Genomic DNA, 16,994 nt, shown 5'->3' on the forward strand with positions numbered 1-16,994 from the left:
TTTATTAAAGGGGTTCAGGTTTCATATAGTTTGCAAATGTAGCATTTGAACCCGGGCGTTTATAAAAAAAATCAGCTGAAACTTTAAATTTTTTCAGCTGATTGGTCTACTTAACTTATAAAGTATTAACATTATTAAGGTCTTCGAAGGCCTTTTTAAGACGGGCGATAAAGGTTTTTTCGCCTTCACGTAACCAAACCCTTGGGTCATAATGCTTTTTGTTTGGAGAATCCGGCCCTTCAGGATTTCCTATTTGCCCTTGTAAATAATCTTTTTTACCGGACATATAATCACGAATACCTTCAGTAAAAGCATATTGAAGATCTGTATCAATATTCATTTTGATCACTCCGTAGCTTATCCCTTCCCGTATTTCTTCCAGGGTAGAACCGCTTCCGCCGTGAAAAACAAAATCAATATGGTTATTGCCAACTCCAAATTTCTCGCTTACAAATTCCTGAGAATTCTTAAGGATCTTGGGGGTAAGTTTTACATTCCCCGGCTTATAAACCCCGTGTACGTTTCCAAAAGCTGCCGCGATAGTGAATTGGTCGCTTACTTTGCTCAATTCCTCAAAAGCATAGGCCACTTCTTCCGGTTGGGTATATAATTTGGAATCATCAACATCTGTATTATCAACACCATCTTCTTCCCCTCCGGTAACGCCCAATTCAATTTCCAGGGTCATTCCCATTTTGCTCATTCTCTCAAGATACTTCTTGCATATTTCAATGTTCTCTTCTAATGGCTCTTCAGAAAGATCTATCATATGTGAGCTGTAAAGCGGTTTTCCAAACTGCTCAAAATGTTTTTCACTGGCATCCAAAAGTCCATCTATCCAGGGAAGCAATTTTTTCGCGCAATGATCTGTATGCAGGATCACCGTTGCACCGTATAACTTCGCCAGTTCATGTATATGTTTTGCTCCCGCAACGCCACCTGCAATTGCAGCTTGCTGGTTCTCATTGGAAAGCCCTTTTCCCGCATTAAAAAGCGCACCTCCATTGGAGAACTGAATAATTACCGGGGCTTTCAATTCCGCAGCTGTTTCAAGAACTGCATTTATAGTATTGGAACCGGTTACATTCACTGCAGGTAAAGCAAAACCTTTACTTTTTGCATATTTAAAAATTTCCTGAACTTCTTTTCCTGTGGCTACGCCGGGTTTGATATTGTGACTCATGAATATATTTTTTTTCAAAAATTATTTTACAAAAATAAGAAATTTACTTGGGTTAGAAAGGGTAATTGATACCTACATTCCAAACCGCATTTTTGAAGTTATAGTCCTTAAACCATCTCTCGCCTTCAGGGCGGGCGGGGTCATATGTTTTAAAGCCTACGTCAAGGCGCAGTACAAAGAAATTAAAATCATACCGCAATCCTGTACCCGTTCCAACTGCAATATTTTTAAGGTCTGATAATGATGTGAAGGTTGCACGGGGGTCTTCTACAATATCAAGTACATTCCAGATATTTCCGGCATCAATGAAAAAAGCCGAATTCAGCGCCCCAAATATATTGAAGCGGTATTCTGCATTCATTGCGATCTTCATATTTGCCTCATTGAACTCATTCCTGCCGCCTGTACTTCCGGGCCCCAGGTCATAAACCTGCCAGGCTCTGTTATCATTTGGTCCACCGGCAAAGAAACTCCTTATAAAAGGGATGCTGTTTGCATTTCCATAAGGGATAGCCACCCCGCCAAATGCCCTTATGGCAAATATGTTCTTGTTACCCCAATCCCAGTGCTTAATATAATCTACCTCCGTTTTGATATACTGCGAAAAATTCACGCCTACAATTTCATAAACCCCGTTTTCATTTTTTTGAGCTCCCGTAAGGCTTGAAATGGCTGCGAGTACATTTCCGGCGGTTTCAACCTTAAACCTGAATCTGGAAAAATCATTGTCATACAGGCTTTCCTTATTGTTCCTCAAATAAGTGAAATTAGAGGCATATATAAGGTTATTCTCTGTAAGCCTGTTTTTCCTTTCGCTTATATTTCTTACTTCCTGTCGTTGCTCTGGTGTTAATCCCGAAGTGCCCGAAGTGGTTTGGGTTACATCCCGTAAAAAACCATCAGCTCCTGTGGGAATAATAAGCCGGCCCTGTTCATTAAGATATTCAGGCGAGGTAACAACGTTCCCCGATTGGATGATCTCATTCAAACTGTTGTAAGAACTGCGATATACATTGAAATAATTATCGGTGTTCAGGTTTCTTACATACTGTATATTTACCAGGTCGAGCCTGTGGGAAAGAATACGTGAGGGGTTCCAGCGGTAATTAAGGATTCCGTTAAAATTCTGTTTATCAAGCCCTATATTATTTTGCGTACTTACCCCAAGGCTAAGGGAAGTGAATGGAGACATGAATTTGGGGATAAATTTTTCTGTATCAAAAGGAAGAAAGATCCTGGGCCAGGTGAGTTTAACATCGGCCCCAATTTCTGAAATATTAAAAAAGCGGTCTTTTGAACTTCCCCGTGCAGCATCTGATGATGATCCCACGCTTCCTCTACCCGAAATTTCAAAGGTTTCAGCTCCTTTGAAAATATTTCGGATCAATAGAGAACCTCCAAATCCTATCCCAAAATCCTGAATATTGCTCTGGGAAATATCAAAATCAAAACCCAAGGAGTATTTTTGCTGTGGGGTCAAAAAGATATTGGCAATTAGCGCGGTGTTCGTGCTATCTGCAGGGTCCTGGCTGTATTCAATGTTGGGGTATTTAAACACGCGCAGGGAGCTCATCCTGTTGTAGGTCCTGGTCCTGTCCCGGTCCCGAAAGATCTCCCCGGGCCGTATAAAAATTGCATCTGTGATAGCCCGGGCTTTAAATTCCCGCTGGCCAAAACTGTATATATTGAAGCCCTCATAACTGGTGCTGTCCCGTACCGGCTGGTTGCGGTTGGCAAAAGTATAATCTGTAAAAACATTTACCTTACTAATCTTATGGATCTTGAAGGGTTCCCTGTATGTAGTATCACCTGCAGTAATTTGGCGGTTAGGAATAATTACAGTTGTGTTAACCTTATAATTGGTGTTAACGGTATCTGCCTCAAAGCTTATGTATTCCTGGTCAAAGTAAAATACTCCGTTATTTCTGAAGGTTTGCGTTAGCCTGTCCCGTTCGGCGTTATAATCCAGCGTGCGGTATTGCACTCCGGGCTTGATGATGGAGGCTTCTGAATGAGCACTGTATAGAGAATCCAGGACAGGGGAAGAGATCCTCTGCCGGATGGAATCAACATCATAGGCGTGGTGCGTTGTGACAAAATAATCAATTTCCCCTCTTTTTTCCTTAGTGGGTTTTATCTCATAATCAATTTCTGCATTGAACCACCCGTGATTAAAATACCAGGACTGCAGCCTGTTCCTGGATTTTTTGGTAATATCCTCATTTATAATTACCGGGGCTTCCCCTGCGCTTTTAATGGCCTCGTTAAAATTAACGTAGGATTCCCGCATTCTTTGAACTTGTTTCCGGGAATATATATTTTCAAGCCGTTCTTGCCTGCCCGGGGTTTTATGAAGCCAGTGTAAAAAAGAAGAATCGGGGTTGGTTTTGGCAAGATTGTAAATGTGGAGCCTTATGGGTACACCAAGGAGTTTGGCATTAGGTTCCTGGTATAATTGATTATATATTCGGGATTCTTTTATTTTTTCACCGTCGCGGTAAATGGTGTTTTTGGTGAGCAGTAATTCATCGTTATCAACTCTCTTTACTGCATTACAGGAAAACATTAGGATCGACGTTAATAAAATTAACGATATTTTTGCAGGAAGGGATTTCAATAAAGTGTAATTAAGGATTCAAAAATACTGTATTTGTATGGTTAGTAAAAGCCAAATTAAGTTAATAACCGGTCTTGCGCAAAAAAAAAACCGTACAAAATACGGGCTTTTTATAGTGGAAGGTATTAAGGGAATTTCTGAGTTCCTCAACTCGCATTTGGAGCTGGATACGCTGTTTACAACGCAACAGATCTTCCGGGCTCCCTCTGCAAAAACACAGGAGATTACCGAAGCTGAACTTAAAAAGTTAAGTGCGCTCACTACCCCCCAAACTGCATTGGCAATTTTTAAGATCCTCGGTCCCACAGCCCCCTCATTTTCTGGTTTGACCCTGGCCCTGGATGGTATAAGGGACCCGGGTAATTTGGGTACTATAATTCGGCTGTGCGACTGGTTTGGAATTGAAGACCTTGTATGTTCCCCAGATACGGTAGATTGCTATAACCCCAAGGTAGTGCAGGCCAGCATGGGAAGTATTACCAGGGTAAATATTTCTTATATGCCCCTCCACACCCTTATAAGCAGTGTCGGGGGAGTGCCGGTTCTGGGAACTTTCCTGGAAGGTGAAAATGTTTATACTACAAAAATTCCCTCAAATGGTATAATGATTATGGGAAATGAAGCCAATGGAATTTCAGAAGATGTGGAGAAAATGCTGACTCGAAAGATCAATATCCCGCAATTTGGAAATTCTTCAAAAACCGAAAGTTTAAATGTGGCAACCGCGACCGCAGTGCTCCTAAGCGAATTTCGCAGGCAGGAAAACTATTGAAAGGTGAAATTCAGGAACAGGCCTCTGGCCAGCATCTCATCAACATTGCGCATATCTGCATTTCCTGCGATAAATTCATTGTTTACCCCAAATACACCTCTAAGCGAAGGCGAAAACTTGAAATAGAAAAAATATAAGTCTATTCCCACCCCAACTTCATAATAATAATTGGCGGTTGTGGTTCTTATAATTGCATCGGGGTTATTTTCATTACTGGATAAATTTAGGGAGGTGGAAACCCCACCCACCACAAATGGACGAAAGTTGTTTAGCCTGTTGGCATTAAACTTTAATAGTAAAGGAAGGTGCACGTAGGTTGAATTCACCTCGTCTACCACCCCGCTGTAAGTAGGGCGTATCCCGTAATTATTAAAATTAACCCCGGGCTCTATACGAATATCCAAATTATTGCTAAGCTTAAGATTTCCTATTAATCCCACATTAAAACCTGTAGACCTGTTTATAATAAGATCTTTCCCGGTAGAAGGGCTTGGGTCATACTCCTTGTACCTGAAGCTGTAATCATAGGAGTTGAAACCAAGGAAATATCCCCAGGACCATCTTTTGTTATCAATATCGGGTTGGTTCAACAAGCGCTCCCCTGAAAAAAATTGAGCATTTCCCTGAAAACCACAAAGCAATAGCCCAATAATGGCAATACATCTTTTCATATGGAGATAATTCTTGTTTTAATTGGTCTTCCGATAGCCATCGGGGGCAATTTGCATAAATTTATTTGTGATTTGCATCGAATTTCCATGAAGCTCATTCAATATCTTTATTTAGATGCTGTATAAATGGTAGCAACACCAAAAGTTTGAGGTTTATCCTTCACATTATTAAACCCAGTTTTACGTAAAATATTGTTGAACTCCTCTCCATAAGGAAATGATGCTGCACTTTCGCTTAAATAAGAATAGGCTACTTTGTCCTGAGAGAATAATTTTCCAATTACAGGAAGTATTACTTTGCTATGAAAATTATATCCCTGCTTGAATGGAAATTTGGTTGGCACTGAAGTTTCAAGCACTACAAATATTCCGCCTGGCTTAAGTACCCGATAAATTTCGGCCAGCCCTTTTTCCAGATGTTCAAAATTGCGTACCCCAAAGGCCACAGTAATAGCATCAAAACTATTATCCTCAGAAGGTAAAGCTTCAGAATCTGCCTGTACCATTTCTATTCTTTCAGAAAGATCTTTGGCAGCGATCTTTTTTCTTCCTACTGCCAGCATCCCTTCCGAAATATCAAGTCCAACAATTCGGGTGGCAGTGGTTTCAGCAAGGCTTATTGCCAAATCGCCGGTACCTGTGGCAATATCCAGGACAGCCTGGGGTTTGGTTGCTTCTACCAGCTCAATAACCTTTTTACGCCACTTTACATCAATACCAAAAGAAATAACCCGGTTAAGGCCATCATAATTACCGGAGATCTTGTCGAACATCTGTTCAACCTGCTCCTTTTTATTTAGTGATGAATCTTTATAGGGTGTGATTTTTTTTGCCATTTTCCAAATTTGGTTCAAAGATAAGTGATATGAGATAATTGCGTTTAAAAGAATGCAATTTTATTAAAATGGGGAATAATTTGAATTGTATAAAATAATGTACCTTTGATAATTCTTACAATTTGAACGCTTTATATGAAGATTATTATCGCCGGCGCAGGTGAAGTTGGCTTTCATTTGGCAAAATTACTTTCCTTTGAATCCCAGGACATTACATTAATAGATAATAACCGGGATAATTTAATATACGCAGATACACATCTTGATATAAGAACCATAAAGGGAGATGCCACCTCTATTGCTGTACTTAAAGATGCCCATGTAAAACATGTTGACCTTGTGATAGGTGTAACTTCCAGCGAGGCTACAAATATTACTGTATGCGTACTGGCGAAACAATTGGGTGCAAAAAGGACAATTGCCAGGATCTCCAATACCGAATTCCTTGACAACAAGGAGGAGATTGGATTTATGAGGTTTGGAATAGATGAGCTCATTTCACCTGAAGCTCTGGCTGCGCGGGAAATAGCCCTTCTTCTGAATCAATCGGCTTTTAATGATAGTTATGAGTTTGAAGATGGTGCCCTTACCATGATAGGCCTCAATTTATCGCGCACCGCGATGTTTGTTGGAAAAACGGTGAAGGAGGCTGCCGGGATCTTTCCTAAGTTACATTTTGTGCCTATTGCTATTCAAAGGTTTGGAACCCAGTATACTTTAATTCCCCGGGGAGATACCCAGTTCAAAGAGGGAGATCAGGTTTATTTTATAACGGTTGATAATGGGGTAGACGAGCTTTATAAACTTACCGGTAAGGTAAAGCATTCCATAAAAAATGTGATGATCCTTGGGGGTAGCAAAATAGGTAAAAAAACTGCCCGTGACCTTTGTGCCAATAACTTTAATGTAAAGCTTATTGAAAGTGACCGTGACAAAGCCTTTGACCTGGCCGATGAATTACCCAGGGCTTTGGTAATAAACAGTGACGGGAGAAATGTGGAATTATTAGAGGAAGAAAATATCCATGATATGGATGCCTTTATAGCCGTTACCGGAAATTCTGAAACCAATATCATGTCCTGCCTGGTGGCAAAATCTAAGAGTGTAAAGAAAACCATCGCTCTGGTAGAGAATATGGATTATTTTCAACTGAGTCATTCAATAGGCATAGATACTCTTATAAATAAAAAGCTGCTGGCGGCAAATAATATTTTCAGGTATATAAGAAAAGGGGAAGTGGTGGCCATGACCAAACTTAACAATATGAATGCCGAGTTGCTGGAATTTATAGTAAAACCCACTTCACAGGTACGCGATAAAAAAATTAAGGACCTCGATTTTCCCAGATCGGCAATTATTGGTGGAATTATAAGAAATGGCGAAGGATTAATTGCCCTGGGCGAATTTTTGATAAAGGAGGGTGACCGCATTGTGGTGTGCTGCCTCCCGCGGTCTATCAACAAGGTTGAAAAACTCTTTTTGTAATGCACAGAATGAATATTAAGCTCATCCTGCATATCATGGGCCTTCTGCTCTTGTGCAACGGAGGCTTCATGTTTACTTCGGTTTTTGTGAGCTGGTATTATGAAGATGGGGTTACACTTCAGGTTTCCTCTGCAGCTTTTTTAACCTGTTTTTTGGGAATGCTATTAATGTTTGCAACCCGCGGGCACCGCAAGGAACTTAAAAAACGGGAAGGCTATATTATTGTAACCTTTGGCTGGATCTTTATGGCGTTAAGCGGCACGTTGCCCTATGTTATAAGCGAGGCCATCCCGGGTTTTACCAATGCTTTTTTTGAAACCATGTCCGGGTACACTACTACCGGTGCATCCATATTAATGGATATTGAATCCATACCCAAAAGTTTACTGTTTTGGCGCAGTTTAACCCATTGGATAGGAGGGATGGGAATCATTGTTCTGGCTATTGCAATCCTTCCATTGCTAGGGATTGGGGGAATGCAGCTTTTCGCTGCCGAAGCCCCGGGTCCCAGTGCAGATAAGCTGAAACCGCGTATTACAGATACAGCGAAAAGACTTTGGTTGATCTATGTTTCATATACCATTGCCGAGACAATTCTTTTAAAAATTGCAGGTATGGGATTGTTTGATGCCATTAATCATTCTTTAAGCACCCTATCTACCGGTGGATTTTCTACAAAAAATGCCAGTGTAGCTTACTGGAATGATCAGCCGGTTATTCAATACATTATAATGCTTTTTATGTTTTTGGCGGGTAGTAATTTTGTTTTGAGTTATTTCGCTTTTAAAGGCCGGGTACAAAAAGTATTAATGGATGATGAATTTAAATGGTACTTGAAATTTATAATAACTTTTACTGTTATTGCAGCATTAATAATATATTACCAGGCAGATATTGGTTTATCATCTATAGAGCATCCAATGGTGTGGGGTGAGGCAGAAAGTGCTTTCAGGCATGGTCTTTTTCAGGTCCTTGCAATTATAACCACAACCGGTTTTGTTTCTGCCGACTATACCATGTGGACCCCCTTTCTCACCGTATTTTTCTTCGGATTAATGTTTCTTGGAGGGTCGGCGGGGTCAACAGCAGGGGGTGTGAAAGTTATGCGACATATTATAATGATACGCAACGGGATGGCCGAATTCAAAAGAAGCTTACATCCAAATGCTATATTACCCGTACGTTATAATGGAAAATCGATCAATCAGGATATCGTATTTAATATTCTGGGTTTCTTTATCCTTTATATGCTGGCCTTTATAACCGGTGCCCTGGTCTTTGGATTTATGGGACTGGATTTTATGTCGGCAATTGGGGGCGCCGCTTCTTCTCTTGGCAACGTAGGGCCGGCGTTGGGCACATTGGGTCCTGTAAATAATTATGATGTGCTGCCTGATGCTGGAAAATGGTGGTCAGCTTTCTTAATGCTTATTGGAAGGCTTGAACTTTTCACCGTATTGATCCTGCTCACTCCTTACTTCTGGAGAAACCGCTAAAATTAAATCCTGGAAACAATAAACAGCGCGTTTAATTATTTATGGTAATTTTGTGGGCTTTTTTAAATATAAATTAAAAAATACATACTCAAAAATTGACGGCTTTTAATAACATAAAACAATATTTGATTCGAAGTTTCAGGTTTAAAGATTATACCAAAAGAAACTGGTTTCGCTTTTTTCTCAAAGGTATTTTAGCCTTAATTATATTGTTTGTTATTCTAATACTTTACATTTATTATGGCTCTTTTGGGAGGGTTCCTACCAATGAGGAAGTTAAGCTTTTTCGCAGTATGGAAGCCTCAGAGGTGTATTCAATAGATAATGTGTTGCTTTATCGCTTTGACAAAGAAAACCGCCTAAACATACCGTATGAATCTATTCCTGAACATGTGGTGAAAGCCCTTATATCCTCTGAAGATGCCCGTTTCTATGAGCATTCCGGCGTTGACCTGAAAAGCCTGATGCGGGTTATGGTAAAAACGGTGATCCTTGGGGATAAAAGCGCAGGAGGGGGAAGTACCATTTCACAACAATTGGTGAAAAATTATTTTCCCCGAAAATCATATAGGTTTTTGTCAACTCCCCTCAACAAGTTTGAAGAAATGGTGGCGGCCTATAAGCTGGAAAAACATTTTACAAAAGAACAAATTATTGAATTTTACTTCAATACCGTGCCTTTTGGGGACTCTGCATTTGGAATTGAAAGTGCCTCCCAGCGGTTTTTCAGCACTTCAGCCCCGCAGTTAACCATAGAACAGGGCGCAGTTTTAGTGGGAATGTTAAAAGCTACGTATACCTATAATCCCATAAAATTTCCTGAAGCTTCCAAAAACAGAAGAGATGTAGTCCTGAATTTAATGAGTCAGGAAAAATATATTTCCGAAGAATTTAAAGATTCGGTGGTGGCTATTCCTTTACTTACAAATCCCCAGCGGCTTACCCGCCACCAGGGAAAAGCGAAATACTTCACAGGGTACGTGCGTATAATGATGCATAAATGGTTAGAAAACAACAGGAAGCCAAGCGGAAAAAAGTATGATCTGTATAAAGACGGGCTTAAGATTTACACTTCCTTAAATTATGATATGCAGCAATATGCAGAACAGGCTGTTGCAAAAAGATTAAAGATCTTACAGTTTCAATTTGACCGCCAATGGGAAAATGAAGATCCCTGGAAAGATGCCCCTGTGGTTTTTACAAATGCCATTAAAAACTCCGGCAGGTATAAAGCCATGAAAAAAGCCGGCTTGGCTGAGGCTAAGATCCTTGATAGTATGAACATCCCTTTGGAAATGAAAGTTTTCTCGCATGAGGGGGAAAGAAACATAAGCATGTCACCATTAGATTCCATAAGGAATTCATTGAGGTTTTTGCATGCGGGTTTTATTGCAATGGAATCTAACACCGGGCATATTAAGGCTTATGTAGGGGGTATTAATGAGAATTATTTTCAGTATGACCATGTAACCAGCAAAAGACAGGTAGGAAGTGCATTTAAACCTTTTGTATTTGCGGCTGCGGTTGAAAATGGGATTTCCCCTTGCGAATTGTATCCAAACAAATTAATTAAATATCCTCAATACGAAGATTGGGAGCCAAAAAATTCCGATTATATCTATGGGGGCGAATTTAGTGTTTGGGGTGCCTTGGCGGCCTCTGTAAATACCGTAACGGTACAACTTATGGAAAAAACAGGTTTACCTAAGATTATAAATTTAGCCCAAAATATGGGAATTGAGACCGAACTTCCCGCAGTTCCATCTTTGTCACTGGGTACAGCCGAACTTTCTTTACTGGAAATGGCCAGGGCATATACCACTTTTCCAAACTACGGTAAACCAAGTCAGGAAATGAGTATTCTTAAAATCGTTGACAGGGAAGGTAATGCCTTAAATATTTTACCGGGAAAAGAGACGAAACAGGTATACTCTTATAAGACCGGAGAAATCATGGTGGAAATGCTAAAACGAGTGGTTTTCCAGGGAATTGCCGCCCCTCTAAGATACGATTACCAGTTGTATAATGACATAGGCGGTAAAACCGGGACTTCACAATCTCAGGCAGATGGATGGTTTATGGGTTTTACCTCCAATCTTGTGACAGGAGCCTGGGTGGGTGCAGAAAATCCCGCAATTCATTTTAAGACAATGGAGTTGGGGCAGGCATCCAATACCGCACTGCCCATCATTGGGGAATTCTTAAGATTGCTGAACAAGGACGATTCCTTCAAACATTATTTGAAGCAGGATTTTAAAAAGCCGGCAAAAGAGGTGATGAAACTTATGGACTGTGCTTCCCGAAAAAATGTTCCCCGGCCGGTAAAGGATACTATTCAAGATACGGGAATAGATTCATTAAACATTCAAAATTCTATTATTCCCAGAGACAGTATTGCAATACCTCCACAACCCGAGTAATTTCACCCAAAAATTTGAAACTACCCGCCTTAGTTTTCAGAATGATAACATCGAAAAGCACAAAAAATTCTCCAGAATAAGGTTGGATTGCCAAACTAATTCCGGAGAATTTATATCCAGTTAAATTATTGAAACAGGAGTTATTTATGCTTCAGAAACTGCTGTTTTGATCCTTTTAAGCGCTTCTTCAATTTGTGCTTCGCTGGCAGCATAGGACAGCCTGATACATTCAGGGTTTCCAAAAGCATCTCCTGTAACCGTGGCCACAAGGGCTTCTTCCAGAAGGAACATAGAGAAATCTGTAGCGTCCTTAATATGGTGGCCTTTTAAGGTTCTGCCAAAAAAGTAGGAAACATCCGGAAATACATAAAATGCACCTTCGGGTTCTGTAGTTTTAAATCCTTTAATTTCATCCAGAAGGGAAATAATTAATTTCCTTCGGGATTTAAAGGTGTCTATCATGAATTTAATGCTGCTCACCGGGGCTTCCAAAGCTGTAATAACCGCTCTTTGAGCAATACAGTTGGCTCCGCTGGTAATTTGCCCCTGCATTTTGGTACAGGCTTTTGCAATCCAGTCCGGGGCACCAATATATCCAATTCTCCACCCGGTCATAGCAAAGGCTTTGGATACTCCGTTCACGGTAACAACCCTGTCATACATATCTTCAAACTGGGCCATGGAAGCGTGAGCGCCAACGAAGTTTATATGCTCGTATATTTCATCGCTTACCACAATAATATCGGGATACTTCACCAAAACATCGGCAAGGGCCCTTAATTCTTCTTTGCTGTAAACCATTCCGCTGGGATTGGAAGGAGAGCTATACCAGATCATTTTTGTTTTTGGGGTAATAGCAGCTTCCAGTTGGGCAGGTGTGATCTTAAAATTGCTTTCTACCGTGGTGGGAACTTCTACAGGGATGCCTTCCGCAAGTTTAACGAGCTCGGCATAACTTACCCAATAAGGGCAAGGCAGAAGCACTTCATCTCCGGGATTGATCATAACCATTGCAATATTGGCAAGTGATTGCTTGGCACCGGTTGATACTACAATTTGAGACCTGTTATACGTAAGGTTATTGTCCCGTTTAAATTTTTTTGAAATCGCATCTTTTAATTCCACATACCCATCAACCGGGGTATAAGAATTATAATTATCGTTGATTGCCTGTATTGCAGCCTCTTTAATAAAGTCCGGGGTATTAAAATCGGGTTCCCCAAGGCTAAGGCCTATTATATCTTTTCCTTCTTCCCTAAGTTCCCTTGTTTTGGCAGCCATTGCCAGGGTTTGGGAAGTTGCTAAGCTATTAATACGATCAGATAATTTTTGTTGCATAAAAAGTTGGTTATAAAATGACTTAAGCTGAAAGGGTAGCAGGTTTCATCCCCATTTCTTTCAAATGTGTAAAATGGGCGATAATTGCCTCACGGGTGGTTTTATACTCGTTATATGGCAAATTGCACTCGGCGGCAGTTTCCTTTACAATTTTAGCGATTTTGGTGTAGTGAATATGGCTGATATTGGGAAAAATATGATGTTCTACCTGGTGGTTTAGGCCGCCGGTGAACCAGTTTACAATTTTGTTTTTTGTGGCAAAATTTACTGTGGTGTAAAGCTGGTGGATGGCCCATGTGTTTTTCATAGAGCCTGTATTATCAGGTATAGGCATTTGGGTTTTATTAACCACATGTGCCAACTGAAAAACAATACTAAGAATAAGTCCCGCAGTATAATGCATTACAAAAAAACCTATAAGGATCTTCCACCAGGCAATAGACATAAAGAGAATAGGGATAACAATCCAGATACTAACATAAATAAGTTTAGTGATTGCAATTATGCTCCATTGCTTTACCGGGCTGGGAAGTTTTCCGTAAGACAGCTTCCGGGATAAATAGTTTTTAGTCTGCTTAAAATCTGTTGTAAGTGCCCAGTTAAATGTCAATAACCCATACAGGAAAACCGAATAATAATGCTGGAACTTATGAAATTTATACCAGGGCGCATGTTCCGAAAATCGGATGATCCTTCCCGCATCCAGGTCTTCATCGTGGCCATGTATATTGGTGTAAGTATGGTGTAAAACATTATGTTGCACCTGCCAGTTGTAAACGTTTCCTGCGAGAACATAAATAGTCCCTCCCATAAAATTATTAACCCATTTTTTAGACGAATAGGAGCCATGATTCCCATCGTGCATCACATTCATCCCAACTCCTGCCATTCCGGCACCCATAACCACAGTAAGTAACAACAACCACCATTGGGAAATATCCAGGGTTAAAATAAGGAAATAGGGAGCAAGGAAAAGGGTAAACATCATCACTGTTTTAAGGTGAAGTTTCCAGTTTCCACTACGTGAAATATTGTTGTCGTTAAAATAGGCGTTAACTCTTTTATTTAATGTTTTGAAGAATTTGGCGGAATCGATCCGGGAAAAGCGTATTGTATCTTGATTTAAAGGCATAAGGTATAATTCAATTTATCAAAGGTAAAACATTATATTTTGCCCGTATTCAATTGTAGTGAAATTAACGTGCCAATTTAATACTTTTGTATTAAAATAGAATAATTGGAGTTAATAGAAAAATACTTCCCTGAAATTTCCGGGGAACAAAGGGAGCAGTTTGCAGCCCTGCAGGAATTATATAAGGACTGGAACCTAAAGATAAATGTCGTCTCGCGCAAAGATATAGATGAGCTTTACCTAAGACACGTACTTCATTCCCTGGGAATTGCCAAAATTCAGAGATTTAATCCGGGAGCTCAAATTATTGATGTTGGGACCGGGGGGGATTTCCCGGTATTCCCCTGGCCATCCTCTTTCCTGAAACCAAATTTCACCTTGTAGACTCCATCGGAAAAAAAATAAAGGTTGTCCAGGAAGTTGCCGAAGGCCTTCAGCTCAAAAATGTAAAGACCACCAATGCACGGGTGGAGGAAGTAAAGGGGCAATATGATTTCATTATAAGCCGTGCTGTCGCGGCAATGCCAACCTTCGTCCACTGGGTGAAAGGAAAGATTGCTAAAACCAGTACTCACGAATTGAAGAACGGGATCCTTTATTTAAAAGGGGGAGATTTGACGGAAGAGTTGGAAAACTATAAAACAGCACAAATATTTCCCTTGAGTCAATACTTTGAAGAGGAATTTTACGAGACTAAAAAGGTGGTTTACCTTCCTGTGAAATTTAAGGGATAAATAAAATTTTTCCGCCTTTAATACAATTACAACAAATCTTTATTATTCATTTAACTCAATTTTCATCACTTGCTTAATAGCTTTGGTTAAACCAAAAAAAATAGACAGTAATGAAAAATTTAAGTGATTTGTTTGAACACCAGTTAAAAGACTTGTATAGCGCAGAATCTCAATTGATCAAAGCTTTGCCAAAAATGGCAAAGAAGGCGAGTGATTCTAAATTGAAGAAAGCCATTGAAGACCATCTTGAAGAAACCAAAGAGCAAAAACAACGACTAAAAGAAGTTTGTTCTGACCTTGGAATTAAACCAACGGGGGAAGAATGCAAGGCTATGAAAGGTCTTATTGAGGAAGCAGAATCTTTCCTTAAGGAAAAAGCCGATGAGGATGTTAGGGATGCAGGAATCATTGCTGAAGCGCAAAGAGTAGAGCATTACGAGATCTCTGCATATGGAACCGCAGTGCGTTATGCCAAAGAACTTGGCCATAAGGACATTGCAAAAAAACTTCAAAAATCCCTTGATGAGGAACAAAAAGCAGATACCGACCTTAATAAAATGGCTGAAGGCCGTTTAAACAAGGAAGCTATCAAGTAATATATTCCTACCTTAAATAATAATAATAAAGAGACTGTCCGGAAAGCGGGCAGTCTTTTTTTATGCCCTCTCCGCAAATTTCCATTTTTGGTTAAATCAATGTTACAGAATCCCAGAAACGAGTTAAAAAAGTTAAAGCAAAAGGCGTTGGCGGGTTTAAGATTTAAATTTATGTATAACCAAAAATTCAAGTTTTATGTTTACAAAATCTTTATGGAATTCCTTTTCTAAGGGTACAGGATTCCCTTCCCTCAATACAATTATTGAGGTGGATATTGCGATAATAGGAGGAGGGATCACAGGAATTACCACTGCTTTGCTTCTTAAAAAGTCAGGGTTTAAGGTAGCTGTACTTGAAGCCCGGGAAGTTGGAAAGGGCACTTCAAGTCACAGCACGGGAAATTTATATTTAATTACAGATCAACTGTTATCACCAATAGCCAAAAAGTATAATAATGATGTTTTACGGCTGGTTCTGGCTTCCCGTGGCGAAGCTTTTAATCTCATTGACAAAAATATTAAGGAGTTTCAGATAGATTGCGATTACAAAAGGCAGCCTATGTATGTGTATGAAGATGCCTTTACATATAAATTAAGGGATGAGGTGAAAATTGCCGAAAAAGCAGGGTTGCCGTTCACAGAGATTATTGGTCCCGGTTTCCCTTTTGAATTGGATAAAGGAATGGCAATTCAGGATCAGGCACAGTTTAATCCGCTGCTTTATGTTCAGGGACTTGCTAACAAGGTGAATGGGGAGAATTGTACTATTTATGAAAACACCAAAGTAACTGAAATAGATGAAGGGGAAAATGAAATTTTACTCACCACAACCGCAGGCAGGGTGTTATGTAAAAATGTAATTCATGCCACCCACACTCCAAAAGGTGTAGAAGTTCAATATCATACCGTTTTAGGGCCTTACAGGGAATATGGAGTTGCCGCGAAACTCAGTGAACCTGCCAATTATCCTGAAGGTATTTTCTGGGGATACCATAATACACAAAAATTCTCCATACGTTCTTATACGAGAAATGGAGACAGTTATTTGCTCTGCATTGGGAAACCCCACAAGGTTGGGCAGGCAGAAGATAATGAACAACACATACGGGAAATTAAAGAATTCCTTGAAGCCCGGTTTAGTATAAAAGAGTATACCCATCAATGGGGTGGCCAAAATTATAAACCTGCAGATCTTTTGCCCTATATAGGAAAGAAAAATTCTAAATCAAAACAATATGTAGCTACAGGTTTTGCTACAGATGGGTTGGTATACGGTACTTTAGCAGCGATGTTGATTACAGATGAACTTAATGGAATTGAGAATAAGTATGCGGGATTATTTAAAGCTTCCAGGCACCGGCCACTAAAAGCTGCAAAGGAATTCATTAAGGAAAATGTTGATGTTAGCCTTGAATTTTTAAAGGGCTGGCTTACTGCCGACCTGAAGGAAATTAAGGACATACCTGCCGGGCAGGCCCGGGTTATCCATAAAGATGGGCACCAGGTAGCAGTTTATAAAGATACCACCGGAAAGATAAATGTAACTTCAGCGGTATGTACCCATTTAGGTTGTATTGTACACTGGAATAATGCAGAGGAAAGCTGGGATTGCCCTTGCCACGGAAGCAGGTTTGACCCTTCAGGGGAGGTTATTGAAGGACCTGCACTGGCTTCTTTGAAAAAGGTGGAATAATAAAAAGACCCGGAAATTTTT

General features: G+C 40.1%; 12 protein-coding genes and 1 pseudogene. 7 read left to right on the top strand and 6 right to left on the bottom strand.

Going from position 1 to position 16,994, the window contains the following annotated elements:
* Positions 1–115: 115 nt before the first annotated feature.
* Positions 116–1,183, bottom strand: a complete 1,068-nt coding sequence (gene fbaA, locus FK178_RS00060) for a class II fructose-bisphosphate aldolase (protein WP_146829815.1) — start codon at positions 1,181–1,183, stop codon at positions 116–118.
* 52 nt (positions 1,184–1,235) lie between these two features.
* Complete coding sequence (gene tamL / locus FK178_RS00065; RefSeq protein WP_205677196.1) at positions 1,236–3,800, bottom strand: translocation and assembly module lipoprotein TamL; 2,565 nt, start codon at positions 3,798–3,800, stop codon at positions 1,236–1,238.
* 37 nt (positions 3,801–3,837) lie between these two features.
* On the opposite strand from tamL, the gene FK178_RS00070 reads away from it, so the two are divergent.
* The gene (locus tag FK178_RS00070; RefSeq protein ID WP_146829819.1) at positions 3,838–4,572 is read left to right on the top strand and encodes a TrmH family RNA methyltransferase; all 735 of its coding nucleotides are present in this window, start codon (positions 3,838–3,840) and stop codon (positions 4,570–4,572) included.
* Here the strand turns inward: FK178_RS00070 and porT are convergent.
* Positions 4,566–5,243 (bottom strand): type IX secretion/gliding motility protein PorT/SprT, encoded by a 678-nt coding sequence (gene porT / locus FK178_RS00075; RefSeq protein WP_146829821.1) that lies wholly within the window; start codon positions 5,241–5,243, stop codon positions 4,566–4,568. The two genes, FK178_RS00070 and porT, sit on opposite strands and share 7 nt — an antisense overlap.
* A gap of 107 nt (positions 5,244–5,350) precedes the next feature.
* Positions 5,351–6,079: a bifunctional demethylmenaquinone methyltransferase/2-methoxy-6-polyprenyl-1,4-benzoquinol methylase UbiE gene (ubiE, locus tag FK178_RS00080; RefSeq protein WP_146829823.1), complete on the bottom strand. Its 729-nt coding sequence runs from the start codon at positions 6,077–6,079 to the stop codon at positions 5,351–5,353.
* A 135-nt stretch (positions 6,080–6,214) separates the two neighbouring features.
* Between ubiE and trkA the strand changes: the two genes are divergently transcribed.
* From trkA to FK178_RS00095, 3 genes are all read left to right on the top strand, one after another.
* Positions 6,215–7,564 (top strand): Trk system potassium transporter TrkA, encoded by a 1,350-nt coding sequence (gene trkA / locus FK178_RS00085; protein WP_146829825.1) that lies wholly within the window; start codon positions 6,215–6,217, stop codon positions 7,562–7,564.
* Entirely contained in the window at positions 7,564–9,060 is a 1,497-nt protein-coding gene (locus FK178_RS00090) for a TrkH family potassium uptake protein (protein ID WP_146829827.1), read from the top strand. Before trkA ends, FK178_RS00090 begins: the two co-directional genes overlap by 1 nt.
* Before the next feature lie 293 nt (positions 9,061–9,353).
* Positions 9,354–11,480 (top strand): transglycosylase domain-containing protein, encoded by a 2,127-nt coding sequence (locus FK178_RS00095; RefSeq protein ID WP_146829829.1) that lies wholly within the window; start codon positions 9,354–9,356, stop codon positions 11,478–11,480.
* Between the two features lie 144 nt (positions 11,481–11,624).
* Here FK178_RS00095 and FK178_RS00100 read toward each other — a convergent pair whose 3' ends face one another.
* Both FK178_RS00100 and FK178_RS00105 read right to left on the bottom strand, forming a co-directional pair.
* Positions 11,625–12,818: a pyridoxal phosphate-dependent aminotransferase gene (locus tag FK178_RS00100; protein ID WP_146829831.1), complete on the bottom strand. Its 1,194-nt coding sequence runs from the start codon at positions 12,816–12,818 to the stop codon at positions 11,625–11,627.
* A 22-nt stretch (positions 12,819–12,840) separates the two neighbouring features.
* Positions 12,841–13,950: a fatty acid desaturase family protein gene (locus tag FK178_RS00105; RefSeq protein WP_146829833.1), complete on the bottom strand. Its 1,110-nt coding sequence runs from the start codon at positions 13,948–13,950 to the stop codon at positions 12,841–12,843.
* A gap of 105 nt (positions 13,951–14,055) precedes the next feature.
* On the opposite strand from FK178_RS00105, the pseudogene rsmG reads away from it, so the two are divergent.
* From rsmG to FK178_RS00120, 3 genes and pseudogenes are all read left to right on the top strand, one after another.
* Positions 14,056–14,684, top strand: a pseudogene (gene rsmG / locus FK178_RS00110) (16S rRNA (guanine(527)-N(7))-methyltransferase RsmG).
* Positions 14,685–14,794: 110 nt separating this feature from the next.
* Positions 14,795–15,280 carry a YciE/YciF ferroxidase family protein gene (locus FK178_RS00115; protein WP_146829835.1) on the top strand — a complete coding sequence of 162 codons (486 nt, stop codon included), beginning with the start codon at positions 14,795–14,797 and terminating at the stop codon, positions 15,278–15,280.
* A gap of 196 nt (positions 15,281–15,476) precedes the next feature.
* The gene (locus FK178_RS00120) at positions 15,477–16,973 is read left to right on the top strand and encodes an FAD-dependent oxidoreductase (RefSeq protein WP_146829837.1); all 1,497 of its coding nucleotides are present in this window, start codon (positions 15,477–15,479) and stop codon (positions 16,971–16,973) included.
* Positions 16,974–16,994: the final 21 nt, after the last annotated feature.

The organism is Antarcticibacterium arcticum (assembly GCF_007993795.1).
Lineage (GTDB): Bacteria > Bacteroidota > Bacteroidia > Flavobacteriales > Flavobacteriaceae > Gillisia > Gillisia arctica.